Here is a 17,781-nt window from a genome sequence, read left to right as displayed (position 1 = left end):
CTGTTGGTCTGGTGCGCTGTTGGTCAGGTCCGGGCGGCGGGGACCGGGCCCGTTGACTCGCGCACCACAAGCCGGCACGGGACCATCGTCTGGGCGGGTCGGCCCAGCTCGGCGGCGGGGGCGGCGCCGTCGTCGTCGTCGTTGTTGTCCTCCGGTTCCTCCGACAGCTCCCGGAGGAGCCCGGTCATGGCGGCCGCGCCCATCTCCCGCAGCGGCAGGGCCATGGTGGTGAGCGCCGGGACCATGGTGGAGGCGATCCGGAATTCGTCGTCGTATCCCATGACGGAGAGATCCTGCGGGATGGCCAGGCCCAGCCGGTTGGCCGCGAGCACCACGCCGATGGCCAGGCGGTCGTTCGCGCACACGATCGCGGTGGGCCGCTCCGTGGCGGCCACGCCGTCCAGGACCTTCATGGCACCGTGGAACCCGGCGTCGATGTCCCAGCCCGCCTGGAGGATCCGGCCCGGCCGCACCGGCAACCCGGCGGCCTCGAAGGCGTCCCGGTGGCCCTGGATCCGGCGCGGGGCTGCCGGCGTGAGGTTGTCGCCGGCGAGGAACGCGATGTCACGGTGGCCAAGCTCCAGCAGGTGGGTTGCCGCCTCCCGGCCGCCGCGGACCTCATCCGGAATGACCGCGGGAACGCCTGCCTCAGGACGGTCATCGAAGCAGTTGGCCAGCACCGCCGGCACGCGCAGCATGTTGAGCGGGACATGCAGGGGGCGCAGGCCCACGGTGACATACATCAGCCCGTCCACCTGGCGGTCCAGCAGCGTGGCCACGGCACTTTCGTCACGTGTCTCGTCCAGCTCCGTATCCATCACCACGGTGACAAAACCCTGGGACCTGGCCACGGCGTCCGCGCCGGCGATGATGTTGCCGTCGAACGGGCTGGTGACCACCTGGTCCGAGACGATCCCGATGATCCGCGACCGGCGGTTGCGCAGGCTCACGGCGATGGCGTTGGGTGTGTAGTTCAGCGTGGCCGCCGCCTCACGGATCCGGACCTGGCTCTCCTTGGCCACATTGCCGTCGCCGCGGCCGTTCAGGACCAGCGACACCGCGCTGCGGGACACCCCGGCGAGCTTGGCGACGTCCAGTGCTGTGGCTTTGCGGTTCATGCTGTCCGTTCTTCCGGTGTGCGGTATTTCCTGCAGTCTACCTAACGCGTGTGAGGGATCGCCCGTTTCCCCCCCGCGCACACGCCCACCCCATCTGACTGGCACTTAATGTCGTCATTCGCACTTTTGACGACGTTAAATGCTACCCAGTTGGGGCAGCCGCGGGGGTGCCTTAGGTGAGGGACGCCGCCAGGTCCTCGATGATCTCGAACTGCTCGCGCACGCCGCCTTCCATGCCGGACTGCGCAATCATGTCCCGGACTTCCTGGCTGCCCGCATCGGTGCGGATCCGCACGGTGGTGGCGCCGCCGTCGGCCTCGTCAAAGGTGACCGTATTGAGCACGGCACCCTCCTCGCTGTCCGGCGCGGTGCCCGGCATCTCCATGACCTCCGTGTGGACGATCCGCTCGTTGGGCACAATCTCGCGGTACGTGCCGTGGAAGGCGACCTCGAGTTCGCCGTGCGCCACCATGACGTACCGCCACGCGCCGCCGACGCGGAAGTCCATCGCCGCCACGGTCATTTCGCCCCGCCGGCCCGGCCACCATTTTTTGACGAGTTCCGGTGTGGTCCAGGCCCTGTAGACGAGGTGCCGGGGCGCGTTGAGGGTCCGCGTGATCAGGATTTCCGTGTCGCTGGGGAGCGTCACGTCCAGGGTGCCGCTGCTTGCCTGTGCCATTGTCCTGCTCCTTTTCAGTGCTCTTCTTTGAGGTCCTCCAGCACGTCCTCGAGGAGATCGAAGCGCTCCTGCCAGAGGTGCTGGTAGCCGGCCACCCAGTCGTGGATGGGCTTGAGGGCTTGCGGATTGAGCCGGTAGAGCCGCTGCCGGCCTGCGTCACGCACGACGACGGCGCCCACCTCGCGCAGCACCCGCAAGTGCCGTGATACGTGCGGTTGCGCCAGGCCCAGGAGGTCCACCAGCTCGCTGACCGGGCGCTCGCCGTGGGTGAGGGCGTCCAGGATTTCCCGACGGCGGGGCTCAGCCACCGCGTTGAACGCATCTGCCGTTGTTGCTGCCCGTGCCATACCGCGATTGTATACCCATATGGATATACATTGGAAGAGGTTGGCCCGCCCTCCGCCAGTGCCGTTGCGCTGAAAAGTCGAGTACTTACTACTGATGCTTTCGGCATCCCCCGCCGCATAGCGTCGAATGGGGACCCTACGGGATGTCATCGGCATGCCGCTTCTCGGGGCAGGAAGGACAGCAATGGCGCCGGACGACCTCAACGCCCTGCCCCTCCTGGATCCTGCCGTACTCGACAGGCTGCGCACCGAGCTCGAGGACGATGACGGCGTGTGGCAGGTGTTCGTGCAGAACTTCATCGACCACCTGCCCCACAGGACTGAAAAGCTGCGGCTGACGCTGACCACCGGGGACCTGTCCGGTGCGATGGACGCGGTCCTCAGCCTCAAGACTTCCAGCCAGATGGTCGGCGCGGAACGCCTGGCCGCACTAGCCATGGACCTGGAACGGTCCCTTCGTCACCAGGACATGGACATGGAGCCTGCCCGGGTCCTGCCCCGGCTGGCAGCGGACCACCTGAGGCAGATCACGCGCTGCGGCCGGCAGACCACTTACGTCCTGCTGAAATACCTTCAGGCGAGGCCAGGCGGGAAGTGACACCGCTGCCTCAATCCGGGACTGCCTGACCGGGCTGCTTCAGCGTGCAGGGACGGCCTCACTGGTTTTTCGCCGGACAGCGTTCAACAACATGGCCAGCGAGCCTTCCTCAGGCAGCAGGGCGCTGATGCCCGCCGCGGCTGCCTGCCGTTGGGCCTCCGGCGTCGGGGTCCCCGCCAGCATGACAATGCGGGTACGGGGTGCGGCAGCAAGTATTCGCAGCGCCGCAGTCATGCCGTCATCGTCGCGGAGCCGGTCGTCAAGAATGACGACGTCGGGCGCCAGTTCGAGGGCCAGGTCAACACCCGATTGGGCCGAGTCGGCGGCTCCCACATGGTGCACCTCCGGTTCGCGGTCCAAGGCGAGGGCAAGCAACTCGGTGATGGTCCGGTGACGATTGATGATCATGACGCGAATTCTTGGCGAGTCCGCCGTGGGCCTGGCCGCGTGCGCGGTGACGTCGGCCGTGGCATCAAGAAGCCTGGCGTAAATGGACCTCAATACGGGACCAGGCGCGCAGCCTATTTCCCGGTCCATGATCCGCCTGCACTGTTCGAAGGCACGCAATGCCTCCGTGGGCTTGCCGCTCTTTTCCAGTCCACGAACCAGAGCCGTCCAGGCCTGCTCGCTGAGAGGATCATCCGCAACGGCCTCCCTTGCCCATGTCGCGGCCAGTTGGGACTTGTCCAGCGCCAGGGCCGTCTCCGCCGCCAGTATCCGGGCATGGAAGACACGGGCAGCATGGCGGGTTCGCTCGGCTTCAGCCCAGGATGGCACCAGCTCGTCGCCCAGCAGCGGAGCAGAAGCCAGGTCAAGGGCTTCCTGGAGCATTAAGATCGCGCGTTGCGGCACTGCTGATTCGGCCCTGCGTACCAGGGTCTCGAAGCGGTCCAGATCCAGGTCCACCAGCGACCTGTCCAGCATGTAGCCGCCGGTAACGGTCCGCAAAGGGCCGTCCTTGCCCATTCCTGGCTGGAGGTGGCGCCGCAGCACACTGACATAGCTTTCCAGGGTGGGCAGAGCCTCGGATGGTGCCTGCCCGGCCCAGAGGATGTCGATCAGGCGGTTCTTGGAAACGGGGAGGCCAAGGTTTAGCAAAAGGAGTTCGAGGATCTGCCGGGGCTTCGGGCCGCCCAGCTCCCCGTGCCCGAGGACTGTATCACCGTGCCGGATCCGGAGCGGACCGATGATTCTCGCATCGAGCCGGTGGGGACCCGGCCCCGTGAGTACGTGGTCTGATACTGCCAGATCTACTGAAATCATGGGTGGCTGCCAATCGGTTGCGACTTTTGCTCAAGTGTCGCTATTTTGCTGGCCGGGGACACGAGTAGTCGCTACTTGTTTGCGAGGGGCAGCCGCTACTTGGTTTTGTCCGTCGAATGGATGTTGGCGTCGGCCGTCACCTCCCGACAACAAGGTTGTTGCAAGGTGCCCGGTTCAGGATGGCACCATTCCATCCCTCCTAACGGCAGGCATGTCATGAGACCCTTTAGTTGGATGCCCCCGGGCCCGGCCGACGGCAGGGCGCCCGCGTCCGGCAAGGCGCCCGCATCCCCAAGCACTGAACACAGCCCTTTTCCGCCCGGGCAGGGCCGGCACGCCGCCGACCGCTCGGCAACAGTCCGGCCCGCACGGGTCCGGCTGATCGCAGCCATCGCGGCAATAGTCATGCCCGTCGGCATGGGATTGCCCCTCGTTGCAGCCAACGCCGAAACGGCTCCCGTTGGCCAGGGGTTCACCGTGACCCCCTCCGACCTGGCGTTCATCCTGAAACAGATCAAGATCGCCGAGGCGCACGCGGCAACGCGGTCGCCGGAGCACCCGTGTGACACCATGATCGGCACCGGTCCTGACCAGATCGCGAGCCCCCTCGTCTCCATGGGGTTGCGCACGGTGGACGGATCCTGCAACAACCTTGTACCCGGCCAGGAAACCTTCGGCGCCGCCGACCAGGTATTCCCTCGCCTGACCTCCAAATCCTTCCGGCCCGCTGAGTCCGGATCCCTGGGAGGCCCGCCCGCCCCGACCACCTATGCGCAAAAGTCGGGTGAAGTATTTGACTCCGAGCCCCGGGTGGTCAGCAACCTCGTGGTGGACCAGACCTCCACCAACCCGGCCGCTGTGTCCGCGGCAGGAAACCCCGTCAGGACACAGGGCAACGAAGGCGTTGTGCCGTGCACCGTGGATCCCACGCCGGACACCGCCGGTAGCCCGGTTGGATGCGTTCCATCCCACCAGACCTTGTTCATCCCCAACGTGACCACCGATGTTGGGCTCTCACCGCCCTACAACTCGCTGTTCACCCTGTTCGGTCAGTTCTTCGACCACGGCGTGGATCAGACAGTCAAAGGCGGAGGCACGGTGTTCGTGCCGCTGAAGGCCGACGACCCCCTGATCGCGGGCCCGGACCACATCCTGGGCAACGCTGACGATCTGGCCCCGAACCTGCGCTTCATGGTGCTGACCCGCGGCCAGAACCAGCCGGGGGACGACGGCGTGCTGGGCACCGGAGACGACATCCAGGACGCGCTCAACACGGACTCACCCTGGGTGGACCAGAGCCAGACCTACACCTCCCACCCTTCACACCAGGTATTCCTCCGCGAGTACGTCAACAACAGCGAGGGCAAGCCGGTGTCCACGGGCAAGCTGCTGGGTGGGCCTGAAGGCTCCACCACGGCCGGCGGCATGGCCACGTGGGCCACCACGAAGACACAGGCAGCAGAGCTGCTGGGCCTCCGCCTGGTGGACACTGACGCGACCAACATCCCCATGCTGGCGGTGGACCCTTACGGCAAGTTCATCCCCGGGCCCAACGGGCTGCCGCAATACGTGACCACAACCGGCATGGTGGAGGGCGACATCCTCAACCCGGCGCCGGTTCCGGCTAACGTGTTGTACTTCGACACGCCGTTCCTGACGGACATCGCACACAACGCGGTTCCCACCCCGGTGGACACCGACCACAACCCGGCTACTGATCCGGTTGCCCCGGTCCCGGATGACGACGACGTCGCCTCCGCCGACTTCGCCAACCAGCCAGCGGGAACCTACGACGATGAGATGCTCAACGCGCACTTCATCGCCGGCGACGGCCGCGTGAACGAGAACATCGGCCTGACCGCCATCCACCAGATCTTCCACTCCGAGCACGACCGCCTGGTAGGCGACATCAAGAATGTGCTGACCGGCGACACGTCTCCGAGCGGCGTTGCTGCGCTCGCGGAGTGGCAGCTGGCCCTGGGTGCGGACGGCTGGAACGGTGAGCGTCTGTTCCAGGCGGCACGGTTCATCACGGAAATGGAGTACCAGCACCTGGTCTTCGAGGAGTTCGCTCGCAAGATCCAGCCCGCGATCAACCCCTTCCAGCCCTTCGCCTTCACCCAGACCGAGCTCAACCCCGCCATCAAGGCGGAGTTCGCGCATGCCGTGTACCGGTTCGGCCACTCGATGCTGACGGAAACGATCACCCGACGCAACGAGGACCTGCCCGGACCGGATGGCATTTTCGGCAATGCAGATGACGTCCGCGGCGCCGGCAACGACATCTCGCTGCTCGAAGGATTCCTCAACCCGCCGGCCTACACGGACGGCGGCGATGCAGGCACGCTGAGCTCCGAGGCGGCCGCCGGCAGCATCATCAGGGGCATGTCCGACCAGGTAGGCAATGAGCTCGACGAGTTCGTCACCGACACGCTCCGCAACAACCTCCTTGGCCTGCCGCTGGACCTGCCCACCATCAACATGACCCGGGCACGGTCAGAAGGCATCCCGACGCTGAACAACCTTCGCCGGGAACTTCATGCCTCGACCAACGACGGCCAGCTGCAGCCATACACCAACTGGATCGATTTTGGCGAGAACCTCAAGCACCCGGAATCGCTGATCAACTTCGTGGCAGCCTACGGGCAGCACCCGACCATCCTTACCGATGCCGGCGCCGATGCCACGCTGAATACGCCCGACGACGGACCGCCGACGCTCGCATCACGCCGGGAGGCGGCCCGCAAGATCGTCAGCCCTGACATCATTGCCGGCGAAGTCGGCCCGAGTGACGCCGCGGCATTCATGAACAGCATCGACGCTTGGGCGAACGCTGGCACCGCGTCCATCACCGGACTCGATAACGTTGACCTCTGGGTCGGCGGCCTCGCGGAGCGGACCAACATGTTCGGCGGGCTGCTGGGCAGCACGTTCAACTACGTCTTCGAGAACCAGCTGACCGAGCTCCAGAACGGCGACCGCCTGTACTACCTGGCGCGCACCCCGGGCATGAACCTGAGGACGCAGCTGGAAGGCAACTCGTTCGCCGAAATGATGATGCGCAACACGAACGTGCACGCCCTGAAGGCCGATGCCTTCGCCACGGCGGACTGCAAGTTCGAACTGAAGCACCTCGCGGGCACACCTGCGGGGTTCGCGTCCTCCGGCAACACGGTGACGGATGATCCGGCGTCGGAATGCAACGAGGCCGCACTCCTGATCCGGATGCCCGACGGGACCATCAAGTACCGGATGATCAACTCCCAGGACCCCTCCGGGATCAACGGCCAGAGCGTCTACAACGGCACCGCCGGTGTGGACCGGGTGTACGGAGGCAACGACAACGACACCTTCTGGGGCGGCCTGGGCAACGACATCATCCAGGGCGGTGACGGCGCCGACGTCGCACTCGGCGGTGAAGGCGAGGACATCATCACCGACCTCGCCGGTGACGACGTCCTCAAGGGCGGTCCCGGGAACGACGCGATCGACGCCGGTCCCGGCCTGGACATCATGATGGGTGGCGACGGCAAGGACTTCATGAACGGCGGAGCCAACGCCAACGTGACGTTCTCCGGTCCCGGTGACGACTTCATCATCGCCGGCCAGGGAATCGACGAGGTGTTCGGCGACGGCGGGGATGACTGGACGGAGGGCGGGGACCAACCTGACCTCATGCAGGGGGACAGCGGCAACCTGTTCTTCCTGGACGACTCCCAGAAGCCCGGCCATGACATCTTCGTCGGCCAGGGCGGCGACGACGACTACGACATGGAGGGCGGCGACGACATCGGCCTTGCAGGGCCCGGCGTCGAGAAGGTGGCCGGTGCATCCGGCTACGACTGGGAGATCGGGCTCCTGGATCCGCAGGCGCAGGACGCCGATCTGAACCTCCCGATTCCGCCGCTGGACATCCTCGAGGTGGGGGTCCGCGACAGGTACAACGAGGTTGAGTCGCTCTCCGGAGCGAACCTCGATGACATCCTGCGGGGCGACGACGTGGTACCCAGCGCCGTCGGCGGCGCCGGATTCATCGGATGCGACGTGCTGGACCAGGCGGGCCTGGACCGCATCGCGGGCCTTGACCCGCTGGTACCGGCGCTCAGCACTCCGGCGGACACCGTCATCGGGGTGTCGGCATCCAGGAACTGCCCGCTGCTGGTCCCCGGCAGCAACGTCTGGGGCGATGGCAACATCCTCCTCGGCGGCGGCGGCGGCGACCTGCTCGAGGGACGCGGCGCCGATGACATCATCGACGGCGACAGGTACCTCAGCGTCCGGCTCAGCGTCCGTACGGATGCGAACAACGCGGCCACCGAGGTTGGCAGCGCCGCCGGCATGACCACGCAGTACCTGCGGGACGGGGACGGTAAACTCACCGGTCCCACCCTCCAGGAAGCCGTGTTCGCGGGAACCGTGAATCCGGGCAACATCGTGGCAGTCCGCGAGATCCTGGAAGGCACCGGCGGCACCGACACCGCGGTCTTCTCCGGACCGCTGTCGAACTACACCATCGTTGCCACCCCAGCAACGGCCACAGAACTGGCCAAGCTGACCGTCACCCAGACCGGTGCTGACGTGGTTGGCCAGCGGGCCAGCGACGGGATCGACACCCTGCGGAACATCGAGCGGCTGCAGTTCACCGATCAGGTGGTCACAGTGCAGGTGCCTGATGCGCCGGCCATCGGCTCGGCGTCGGCAGGCAACAGTTCCGCCACGGTGACGTTTACGGCCCCAGCCCCTAACGGGTCTTCGGCTGTCACGGGCTTCGAGGTTGTCGTGAACACGGGCGGCGCGGCAGTCCAGACGGTCACCGGCATTGCGGCCTCGGCCACCAGTGCCACGGTCACCGGGCTGACCAACGGCACCTCGTACACCCTCCAGGTGCGCGCTGTGAACCAGTTCGGCGCAGGGCCGCTGTCCGCGGAATCCAACGCGGTCACGCCGTCGCCGTCGGTGCCCGATGCCCCGACCGGAGTCACAGCCACAGCGGGTGTCGCCTCGGCAACCGTGACGTGGACGGCGCCGGCCAGTGACGGAGGATCCCCGATCACGGGGTCTCAGATCGAAGTCCGCACGGGAACCACGGTGGTCACCACCGTCTCCTTCGCCGACGCGGCCACGAGCCAGGTGGTCACCGGCCTGTCAAACGGCACCGCGTACACCTTCGTGGTCCAGGCGGTGAACGCCGCCGGAGCCAGCGCGGGCTCGGCACCGTCGGCTGCAATCACGACGCCGGGCACGCCAGGTGCTCCGGTGATCGGAAGGGCCAGGCAAGGGGACAGAAGGGGTCCAGTAACAGCCAGCATCGACTGGACGCCGCCGGCTTCCACCGGCGGGTCTGCGATCACGGGGTACAAGGTAACGGCCTTGCGGATGAGCTCGGCCGCAGCCAACGCGACAGTGCTCGCTCGGACGGACTCCGGAGTGCTGCCGGCAACGGCGAGGAATCTGGAGATGACCCTCACCAGCGGCCAGTACCGCTTCGTGGTGGTGGCCATCAACGCGGCGGGCACCAGCCCGGAGTCCGCCAGGTCGAACAGCGTGGTGGCACGGTAAATGCAGCGCCGCCAGCGCCTGTAGCTGGCAAGTGAAGGGGGTGGCCCCGCGGCCACCCCCTTTGCTGTGCCGGGGAAATTGCCAAGGCCTTTTCAAAGTCCGGTGAGTCCACCAGACCCCGACCCACGAAAAACGCCGGAATCCCCGCGACCACGGGGGTTCCGGCGTTCAGGTTGTGCGTCCGTTACGGGCCGGAGTGCCCGCACTCACCGTCGAGCTTGTGGCCGAACCAGGCCGGACTGGAAAAGTCGGTGAATCCGTCCGAGGTGGCATCCAGGGACGCGAGGTCGCTCTTTGTGGAGTGGTTTCCGTAGCCCGGCGTGACGCCGGGCGGTTCGGCCACGTCTCCGAGGGGGTGGTGCGCGTTGGCCGTGGCGTTCGCGCAGTCGGCCGATTCGACGATGGGGTGAATGGTGGCAGAAGCGCTCGGCGCGAAGCCTAAGGTTCCGGTAAACAATACGGCCCCCACGGCAAATGCTTTGTTCCTCCCTAGTAAAGAAGAGCGCGGAGATCGCGCTCCCGGCCAATTAAGCCCTTCCCGCGGGACAAAGGCAAGGAGGACACGTGCCTCAGAGGGGACGGTCAGCGTTTTTCACCACGGAGAACACCGCGCACGCTTGTGAGGTGCATTAATGGCCGTGTACTGGTCCCTGGGTAACGGACGCATCTGCGGGCTCCTTGTCCATGTCCACGCCCGTTCCCGTTCCCGAGCGCGGAGCTACCTTGACGTCGTCGGCGCTGTTCCCTGCGGCGCGCGCAACGCCGCGGCGGACGGCCTCCACAGTTTTGTCGCTCAGCAGCGGGCCGGTGTAGCCGAGTTCGAGCTCCTCGCCGCTTGTACGGGTGTCGTAGTTGCCCAGCGCATCCGCGAGGATGCCTTCAAGGGCGATTGCCTCGGCCAGGGCCCCGGGGTTGGCCGAGCTGACGGTGAACCGGAGGTCGTGCACCAGGACCTGGACCACATGAACGTGGTCCAGTCCCGGAAACGCCAGGTCGTGCCCGAAGGCATGGTTAACCAGTTCGCCGCCATCATCGACGGTGGCATCACTGGGTAATGCCACAACAAGCTGCGGCACGGTGTGGTCCAGCACGTTGGCACCAAGGACGTCCGGTGCGATAGGGAACAAAGCCAGCCCGAGGCCGCCCGCAGCCGAGGAGAGCGTGGCGCGGAGCTGGTCCAGATCCGCGTCAGGGGCAGGGTGGATGGCCACCGCAGTGCGCCGGCGGACCATGAGCCCGTCGTAGCTCACCTGTGGCCGGCCGTTCCCCAGCTCGGAACCTGACCCTGACGTCAGGACCACGCCGGACGGGTCGGTTGGACGTGACCCGGGCGGCGCCCCAGTACAGCCGGCCAACAGCGAAGAGGCCAGCACCACCGAGACGGCAGCAGCAGCCGCTCTCATCTCAGGTCCCGGCCGGGTAACCCGGCTGGTATTTCGGGATGAAGTAGTCCGCTGGAAGGGTGTCCGGGACGGCGGGATCGGAGCTGACGGGATCGTTGTTCAGCAGGTCGCCCACGGAGAACTGCACCATCATGTCGTGGTCCTCGTGCACCAGGTTGTGGCAGTGCACCATGTAACGTCCGCCCGTGTGGGCTCCGGTGTCGAACTGCATGAGCAAGGTGACGGACTCGTTCTCACCCGTATAGAAAACATCCTTGGGCCCCGTCTCCCACGCGAACGGTTTCCCGCCGTTGGTGTTTCGGCCGATGATCTTCGCATCGATCAGATGGATGTGGACCGGGTGGAACCAGCCGCCGGATCCATTGGTGATGGTCCACTGCTCGACGTCAAAGGGCTGAGGGTTCCCGAACAGCTTAGTGAACCCCGAATCTTCCACATCGGCCCAGGTAACCCCGTTGATGGTCCATTCCCCGTTCTGCCGTTCCACCCTGAGCTCCCGCTTGGCCACAGCCATCTCCGGAGTCAGGCTCATGACGGGCAATCCGCCGCGGGCCGCATTGGGCGCCCCGCCGTCGTCGAGCGCCTTGGGAATCGAGGAGATGGTCCCCTTCGACGAGCCGGAGTTGCGCACAACCTCGAACTGCATGATTTTGTCCGTATTGGCAAAATCCTCGTTGTTCTTGTTGCTCAGGTTCCGCAACTGGATCTTTTGCCCCACCCTGTACTTCCGGAAGTCGATGAGGATTTCGTAGCGTTCGGCAGTTCCTTGCCGCCATGACTGAACTGCCTGGACCTTGGGCACCATGCCGCCGTCGGTGCCGACGATATGCACCGGCTCTCCCGTGGAGAGAGTTAGGCGGTAGGAACGGGTAATTGAGGCCACGAGGACCCGGAAACGGTAAATGCGTGGCTTCACTTTCATGGTTGGCCACGGCACGCCGTTGACCATGATGATGTCACCCCACAAGCCGTCGTGGTCGTTGTCGTTGTAGCCGAACGAGCCGTCAGCATTGAACAGGGCATCCGAGATCATCAGCGGCACATCGAACTCACCCTGCGGCAGCTGGCCGCGCTCGAACTCATCGGACAGGGCGTAGAAGCCGGCCAGCCCGGAGTACACGTTCTCGGCCGTCACGTGATGCTTGTGGTCGTGGTACCAGAGCGTCCGCCCCGTTTGCCAGTTGGCATAGCGGTAGTTTTTGACGGATCCCGGTGGAGTGGTGTCGTTGGCGTACCCGTCGTACTGCGGCAGCGACGCCGAGCCATGGAGGTGGGTGACGGTATGGAAGGCCATGGGATGCAGCAGGCCCAGCGCCGGGAAGTCATTGCGGATCCGCACCTCGGTCCGGGTCCCCTGAACGGCCCGGATAGTAGGGCCGGGGAAAATGCCGTTGTACCCGGCGATAGTTGTGGTCAGCCCCGGCACGAACTGGGCTTGGCCAAGCTTCTGCGTCAGCGCGTACTTGGCATACGGGCGGTTGCGGTCGCCATCGTCGAAGCCGGTTTCGTAAGGCTCCAGCACCGGCGGCCGCCGGAAGACCCCGGCGTACGGAACCGGGGTGTTTTGGGGCGCCAGCTGGCTCGTCGTGATGGGCGGCGTGGTGGGCGGCGTGGTGGACGAAGGAACGGTGAGCGGGACCCCCTTCATGCCCACGAGGCTGAATGCCCCCAGCGCTCCGCCCAGTTTTAGAACGTCCCTGCGAGATGTCATGACCTCTCCTCAATGGTGAGTGGCTGCTCAACCCTGCTCAGATCATGCGCCGCGGAACTTGTAAAAAGGCTGGAACGGCCACGCCTGACGCCCGCTGCCAAGGGAGTGGTTGGCCGCATCACCGTCAGAGGCGGCCGGTACAGTGAAACCATGCCCGCCGCCATTCCTTCCCTGGACGAACTGCTCGCCACGGCGCATGTGGTGAGCCTGCCCATGCGGGTGAGGTTCCGCGGCATCAGGGAACGCGAAACACTGCTGCTGCGCGGCCCGCACGGGTGGGGCGAGTTCTGCCCGTTCCCCGAATACGCCGACGCCGAGGCCTCCCGCTGGCTCGCTGCCAGCATCGAAGCCGGCTGGCACGGCTTCCCGTCGCCGGTCCGTTCGGTGATCCCCGTCAACGCCACCGTTCCCGCCGTTTCCGCGGACCGGGTACCCGAAGTCCTGGCCCGGTTCGGCCGGGTGGACGCCGTCAAGATCAAGGTGGCGGAGCGCGGGCAGACGCTCGACGACGACGCCGCCAGGGTCGCCGCGGTCCGGGCCGCCCTGCCGGACGCCGCCATCCGGGTCGACGCCAACGGGGGGTGGGACGTCGTGGAGGCCGTCGAGGCACTCACCCGGCTCGCCGCCGTCGGACTTGAATACGCCGAGCAGCCGGTGCCCACCATCGAGGGGCTCGCCGAGGTGCGGCGGCAGTTGCGCGCCGCCGGAACGCCGGTGCTGATCGCGGCCGACGAGAGCGTGCGCAAGGAATCCGACCCCCTGAAGGTGGCGCGGGCCGGTGCGGCGGATCTGCTGGTTGTTAAGGTCGCGCCGCTCGGGGGAGTGCGGCGCGCGCTGGACATCGTGGCGCAGGCCGGGCTCCCCGCCGTCGTCAGTTCCGCGCTGGACACGTCCGTGGGCATCCGCGCCGGGCTGGCTTTGGCGGCTGCCCTGCCCGAACTGCCGTACGCGTGCGGGCTGGGGACGGTGTCGCTGTTCACCTCGGATATCACGCTGGATCCGCTGGTGGCCGACGACGGCGCCATCCGCGTCCGCGATGTCGCCGCCGACGCCGGACTGCTGGAGCAGTTTGCGGCTTCCGTGGAACGTCGAGACTGGTGGCTGGCGCGGTTGCGCCGCGTCCACGCCCTGTTGGCCACCGCGTCCACCCCCGGACGCTCTCTCACTTAATGCGGGTTTTTGGGCAACGCTCTCTCACATAATGCGGGTTTTTGGCGAACCCTCTCGCAGTCCCCGCAGGTCACCGCCGGTTCACCGGAACTTCACCCGGCCGACGGCTTGGCGTCGGAACCGGCTGACAGGGTGGCCGGGACCCGATCGTAAATCTGGAGGCACCCCTTGTCTGAAACGACAGCCCGCAAGTTCACCCTGCTGCCCATGCTCGGCCACACCAAGGGCAAGCGCAGCGCCGTCACCTGCGCCCTGAAGTGCGACAACGCCTGCGCCGGCGACGTCTGCAACACCAGCTCCAACAGCTACTTCCGCGACATCGCGTCCGCCACCATGTCCCGCCGCGCCGCCCTGGGCTTCGGCGCCGCCGGTGCGCTCGCCGTCGTACTCGGCAGCGCCGTTACCTCCGCGGAACCGGCAGTTGCCGGCGGCCCCGGACTGGCCCCCGCCGCGAAGGAAGGCTTTGCCAAGTCGAAGCTGACGTTCACGCCGATCGCTCCGGTGGATGCCGCCGTCGACGCGATGACCGTGCCGGAAGGCTTCACCTGGCAGCCCGTGATCCGTTGGGGTGACCCGATCTTCAACGGGACGCCGGACTTCGACCTGGACAACCAGACGGCCGCCGCGCAGGAGAAGCAGTTCGGCTACAACAACGACTACACGGACATCCTGGCGATCCCGAACACCAAGGGCCGCCGCGCCGTGCTGTTCGCCAACCACGAATACACCAACGAGAGCATCATGTTCCCGGCCACCATGCCGGCCGCCGACGTGCGCGCGGTGGGGGCCGCCGCGCACGGCCTCACCGTCGTGGAGCTGGAGCGCAAAAACACCACCACGCCGTGGACCTACGTCAAGGGCGCGCCGCTGAACCGCCGGTACCTGAACAACACCATCTACGAACTGACCGGCCCGGCCGCTGGCTCCGACCTCGTCAAGACCGTCGAGGACGACAAAGGCCGCTTCATCAAGGGCACCCTGGGCAACTGCGCCGGCGGCACCACGCCGTGGGGCACCATCCTCTCCGGCGAGGAAAACTTCAACGGCTACTTCGTCTCCCCGGGCATGTCCGCCGAGGATAAGCGCTACGGCCTGACGAACAAGGCCACGGCCCGCCAGTGGGAACTGGACGATCCCCGGTTCGACACCCGCAAGCTCGGCTACGAAAACGAAGCCAACCGCTTCGGCTGGATCGTGGAAGTTGACCCATTCGATCCCACGTCCATGCCGAAGAAGCACTCCTCGCTGGGCCGCTTCAAGCACGAGGGCGCCAACGTGATCGTGGCGGATTCCGGGCATGTGGTGGCCTACTCCGGCGACGACGAGCGCTTCGACTACCTCTACAAGTTCGTCTCCAAGGACAAGTACCGCCAGGGCGACCGGGCGCACAACATGACGCTGCTCTCTGCGGGCGATCTCTACGTGGCCCGGTTCACCGGAAACTCACCTACGGCCGAGATCACCGGGACCGGCACGGTTCCGGCCGACGGTTCCTTCGACGGCACCGGCGAGTGGCTGCCGCTGGTGGTGGACGGCAAGTCCGCCATCGACGGGATGTCTGTAGAACAGGTGCTGGTTTACACCCGCCTGGCCGCGGACAAGGCAGGCAAGATGGTGGACGGCGTCAGGCAGGGCCCCACCAAGATGGACCGCGCCGAGGACGTTGAGCCCAGCCTCCACACCGGCAAGGTCTACGTGGCCTGCACCAACAACTCGGACCGCGGCAAGGTGGGCAAGGAAGGCGCCACCGAGATCAACCCGCGCAACGCCAACCGCGACGGCCACATCGTGGAAATCACCGAAACCGGTGACCAGACCTCCACCAGCTTCACATGGAACCTGCTGATGGTCTGCGGCGATCCGGCCGCCGGCGACGTCACCTACTTCTCCGGCTTCCCGGTGGACAAGGTCTCGCCCATCTCCTGCCCGGACAACCTCGCCTTCGACTCCGTCGGTAACCTGTGGATCTCCACCGACGGCGCCCCCGCCGGCATCGGCAAGGCCGACGGCCTCTTCAAGGTCACCCTCGAAGGCGCCGAGCGCGGCAAGGTGGAACAGTTCCTGGCCGTGCCGCGCGACGGCGAGACCTGCGGACCGATCATCCACGACGACGAGCGCACCGTTTTCGTCTCCGTCCAGCACCCGGGTGAGGACGGATCGTTCGCGGACCAGCACGTTCTTCCCGGACTATGTTGCGGCAGGCACCACGCCGGCCCGCGGCCAGGCGCGCGCGCCCCGCCCGTCTGTGGTCCAGGTGTTCCGCGGCTAGGTAGGTTCCCCTCCCCACCAGGACGCTCTCTCACTTTTGGTGGGTTTTTGGCCAACGCTCTCTCACCTCCTGTGGGTTTTTAGCCAACTTTCGGCTCTCTCACTTCCTGTTGCTCCGGCGGCCGGCAGTGAGAGAGCCGAAAGTTGTCAAGCTGTGTGGAGTCACTGGGCTAGTTTTTGGGGTTTTTTGGTCTCGGGCAGGTTGATCCCGACGTATTTGGCGGGGGCCGGTGTGGTGGGTCGTTGGCGGAACCTTCCTGGGTGTCGTTCGTAGTAGTCCTGGTGGACTCTGTCTCGCTTGTCCCAGAGCTCTTTCCAAGAGCCGTCGTGGACTTGTGATGGTGAAAACAGTGCGATACCGGAGTGTTTGTGATCGGTGCTGTACCAGTGCACATAGCCGGTGAGGTACTCCCTGGCGGCCTCGAGATCGTCAAAGATCCGGGGGTAGCCGGGCCGGTATTTCATAGTGCGAAAGCCTGACTCCGAGAAGGGATTGTCGTTGGAGACGTACGGGCGGTTATGGCTGAGTTCCACGCTGTGGGCGGTGAGGGTGTCACGGAGCAGGTTTGATTTCATGGCCGGGCCTGAATCGGCATGCACCATGCGCGGGGCGCCGTGCCGGGCGATGGCTGTCTCGAACATCTCCGCGGCGAGGTGGTCGGACTCGCGTTCCTCCACCCGCCAACCGACGATCTCCCGGGAGAAGATGTCCATGATGGAGTACACCTTGAAAACCTTCCCCTGCCACTTGGAATAGACGTCGGTGATGTCCCAAGACCAGACCTGGCAGGGTCCGGTGGCCTTGACCACCGGCTTCTCAACCGAACCACGCTTGCCCCCACGCTTGCGCGGGAAGGTTGGGCGGGCCTGCTGATCCTCGTACCCTGCCGCGATCCGCCACCAAGTGCGGTTGGAGGCGAGCAGCACCCCGTTGTCCCAGGCTGTGGCGAAGGCATGGTCAACGGAGTTGCCCTTCTCCCAACCGGCCAGGATGAGCCCCAGGATCCGGTCGTGATGCGCGGTGCTGATCCGGCATTCGTAGGCCCGGTCGGCCTGGTGGATCGGGTCCTGCACCGCAGGACGGGGATTGAACCGGTAATGCCAGGTCCCGCGCGACACGCCCGCCAGCTCGAGCGCTGTCCGCTGGGAGCCGGTGATCACATGCAGCGCCAGGACAGGACTGTTCTCGGCCGCTATGAATCGTTCTGAGCGCTCGTCGGGGTTGTATCGGGCTCTGGCGCGCTCAACTCGTGCAAGAGCCCTATAGCTTTTCCCAGCGCGGAATTCGTATCCTCCAGCTCCTGGACCCGCTTCCGGAGTTTTTCGACTTCGGCACGGTGGCCAGCCATTTCCTTCGCGCGTGCCTTTTCAAACGCGGAGAGCTCACGATTTGTAGGGACCATGCCTCCATGCTCTCGCGGAATCAGGCCCCGGTCGATATCGCCCTGGACCATCATCGTGCGCCACCTGCGGAACGTCCAGTCGGAAATGGACTTCGAGGCAAGCCACTGCTTCCTCGTCCCGTGCGGCTGCAAATAGTACTCATGCATGAACTCACGGATCTCTTCACGCGTAAAACCCTTGTTATCAACGGCCATCGCCGGCTCCTTCAATCAACGGTTAATGAATGACTCACAACCAGCTTGACGGAGAGGGAGCGTTTGG

12 protein-coding genes and 1 pseudogene are annotated in these 17,781 nt (G+C 65.8%); 4 read left to right on the top strand and 9 right to left on the bottom strand.

Translation table 11 applies throughout. The annotated features are described in order from the left end of the window. Positions 1-23: 23 nt before the first annotated feature. The 3 genes from AC3IT0_RS16775 to AC3IT0_RS16765 form a co-directional block, all read right to left on the bottom strand. Positions 24-1,118 carry a LacI family DNA-binding transcriptional regulator gene (locus AC3IT0_RS16775; RefSeq protein ID WP_489320814.1) on the bottom strand — a complete coding sequence of 365 codons (1,095 nt, stop codon included), beginning with the start codon at positions 1,116-1,118 and terminating at the stop codon, positions 24-26. Between the two features lie 172 nt (positions 1,119-1,290). Next, positions 1,291-1,797, bottom strand: a complete 507-nt coding sequence (locus AC3IT0_RS16770) for an SRPBCC family protein (RefSeq protein WP_489320813.1) — start codon at positions 1,795-1,797, stop codon at positions 1,291-1,293. A 14-nt stretch (positions 1,798-1,811) separates the two neighbouring features. After that, positions 1,812-2,144, bottom strand: a complete 333-nt coding sequence (locus AC3IT0_RS16765) for an ArsR/SmtB family transcription factor (RefSeq protein ID WP_489320812.1) — start codon at positions 2,142-2,144, stop codon at positions 1,812-1,814. A gap of 184 nt (positions 2,145-2,328) precedes the next feature. Here AC3IT0_RS16765 and AC3IT0_RS16760 point away from each other — a divergent pair, with 184 nt between their 5' ends. Beyond that, positions 2,329-2,742, top strand: a complete 414-nt coding sequence (locus AC3IT0_RS16760; RefSeq protein ID WP_489320811.1) for an Hpt domain-containing protein — start codon at positions 2,329-2,331, stop codon at positions 2,740-2,742. 39 nt (positions 2,743-2,781) lie between these two features. On the opposite strand, the gene AC3IT0_RS16755 is transcribed toward AC3IT0_RS16760, so the two are convergent. Next, on the bottom strand, positions 2,782-4,005 hold the full coding sequence (locus AC3IT0_RS16755) for a BTAD domain-containing putative transcriptional regulator (RefSeq protein WP_489320810.1): 1,224 nt from the start codon (positions 4,003-4,005) through the stop codon (positions 2,782-2,784). Between the two features lie 216 nt (positions 4,006-4,221). On the opposite strand from AC3IT0_RS16755, the gene AC3IT0_RS16750 reads away from it, so the two are divergent. Continuing rightward, positions 4,222-9,564 (top strand): peroxidase family protein, encoded by a 5,343-nt coding sequence (locus AC3IT0_RS16750; RefSeq protein ID WP_489320809.1) that lies wholly within the window; start codon positions 4,222-4,224, stop codon positions 9,562-9,564. A gap of 184 nt (positions 9,565-9,748) precedes the next feature. Here the strand turns inward: AC3IT0_RS16750 and AC3IT0_RS16745 are convergent, their stop codons facing one another. The 3 genes from AC3IT0_RS16745 to AC3IT0_RS16735 all read right to left on the bottom strand — a co-directional run bounded on the left by AC3IT0_RS16745 (position 9,749) and on the right by AC3IT0_RS16735 (position 12,678). Further along, positions 9,749-10,033: a hypothetical protein gene (locus AC3IT0_RS16745; protein ID WP_489320808.1), complete on the bottom strand. Its 285-nt coding sequence runs from the start codon at positions 10,031-10,033 to the stop codon at positions 9,749-9,751. A gap of 160 nt (positions 10,034-10,193) precedes the next feature. Next, the gene (locus AC3IT0_RS16740; protein WP_489320807.1) at positions 10,194-10,967 is read right to left on the bottom strand and encodes a hypothetical protein; all 774 of its coding nucleotides are present in this window, start codon (positions 10,965-10,967) and stop codon (positions 10,194-10,196) included. Between the two features lies 1 nt (position 10,968). Beyond that, entirely contained in the window at positions 10,969-12,678 is a 1,710-nt protein-coding gene (locus AC3IT0_RS16735; RefSeq protein ID WP_489320806.1) for a multicopper oxidase family protein, read from the bottom strand. A 150-nt stretch (positions 12,679-12,828) separates the two neighbouring features. On the opposite strand from AC3IT0_RS16735, the gene AC3IT0_RS16730 reads away from it, so the two are divergent. Continuing rightward, on the top strand, positions 12,829-13,848 hold the full coding sequence (locus AC3IT0_RS16730; protein WP_489320805.1) for an o-succinylbenzoate synthase: 1,020 nt from the start codon (positions 12,829-12,831) through the stop codon (positions 13,846-13,848). A 168-nt stretch (positions 13,849-14,016) separates the two neighbouring features. After that, a pseudogene (locus AC3IT0_RS16725) lies at positions 14,017-16,117 on the top strand (PhoX family protein). Positions 16,118-16,278: 161 nt separating this feature from the next. On the opposite strand, the gene AC3IT0_RS16720 reads toward AC3IT0_RS16725, so the two are convergent. Beyond that, positions 16,279-17,277 (bottom strand): transposase, encoded by a 999-nt coding sequence (locus tag AC3IT0_RS16720; protein ID WP_489320393.1) that lies wholly within the window; start codon positions 17,275-17,277, stop codon positions 16,279-16,281. Positions 17,278-17,309: 32 nt separating this feature from the next. Beyond that, positions 17,310-17,714, bottom strand: a complete 405-nt coding sequence (locus AC3IT0_RS16715) for a hypothetical protein (RefSeq protein ID WP_489320394.1) — start codon at positions 17,712-17,714, stop codon at positions 17,310-17,312. Positions 17,715-17,781 lie beyond the last annotated feature (67 nt).

The sequence above is a fragment of the Pseudarthrobacter sp. KH_020_B genome (assembly GCF_057840185.1).
This window is presented reverse-complemented; position numbering and strand designations above follow the sequence as displayed.